Below are 1,062 nucleotides of genomic sequence, written 5' to 3' on the forward strand. Positions count from 1 at the left end.
TAAGGCACGCTCCGTGAAGAACACCGCCAAACCGATCGAGCTGGCATATTCGTTGATCGACGTTGACGGACAGGTACTCGTGAGGCTTTCCAGCGAGACACTCGAGCTTGGGCGGGCCTATTCGGTGTCATCTGGTGGCGCCACGCCGGCAAGCCCGCTCTCATTAATGAAGCGGAACTGAGGAGAGACAGATATGGTCCAGTCGCTCCAGCTCGGCAATCCGAGCAGCGCCTCGCAGGAAAAGGGCATGAAACGGCTCAATCGCCTGCCGGTGTTCTTTGGCATCGGTATCGCAGTCGTCGTCGCCTGTGTCCTTGTCTACGGCATCTCATCGCGAGGACTGCGGTTCGGCGACAGAATCCCGGATGAAGCAGGCTCGAACGTCCCGGCCTCGACCTTCGCTGATCAGATGAAGCGCGGGGTGAAAGACGGCATCATCGGGGATCGCGAAGAGCAGCCCGTATTCCAGCCCACGCCCACAACCCAGACAAATGTCGAGGCCAAGCCGATTGAAGAAGAGCAGATAAAGCAGCAGGCACGGGAAGAGCGCCGACCGCGAATGGAGTCGGAAGAAGAATGGTTGGCCCGACTTCGCCGCGAGCAGCGCGAACAAGTCCTGCGTGAACAGCAGCGACAGCGCATGGCCAGCCTTCAGGCCCGTGCGACTGCGTTTGATTCGCCGCTGAAGGTCAAAATCTCGGAGCTGGGAAATATCTCAAACGACACCAGGACAACAGAGCGGCAGCCGGTCACCAACAACGGTGCCTCCGACCTCTATGCCGCGGCCATGAAATCAGGTCTGATGGGGCAGAATGCCGATCCAAATGGGCAGACTTCGAAGGAAGATTTCTTCAACGCCGACATCAAGGATCTCGGCTACCTGCCGAACCAGGTTGTACCCCAGCAGTCACGCTATGAACTGAAGCGCGGCTCCGTCATCCCGGCCACCATGATTACCGGCATCATCTCCGATTTGCCGGGCCGGATCACAGCGCAGGTGAGCCAGCACATCTACGACAGCGCCACCGGGCATTTTCTTCTCATTCCGCAGGGTACCAAACT

The 1,062-nt window shown here is 58.9% G+C and carries 2 protein-coding genes; both read left to right on the forward strand.

Annotation, left to right across the window (positions count from 1 at the left end):
• On the forward strand, window positions 1–181 hold a 181-nt coding region (locus RNA01_RS23375), incomplete at its 5' end, for a conjugal transfer lipoprotein TrbH (protein ID WP_503826406.1).
• 12 nt (window positions 182–193) lie between these two features.
• A partial coding sequence (gene trbI, locus RNA01_RS23380; protein ID WP_147182458.1) for an IncP-type conjugal transfer protein TrbI occupies window positions 194–1,062 on the forward strand: 869 nt, incomplete at its 3' end.

This window comes from Paenirhizobium naphthalenivorans, assembly GCF_007992095.1.
Taxonomy (GTDB): domain Bacteria; phylum Pseudomonadota; class Alphaproteobacteria; order Rhizobiales; family Rhizobiaceae; genus Allorhizobium; species Allorhizobium naphthalenivorans.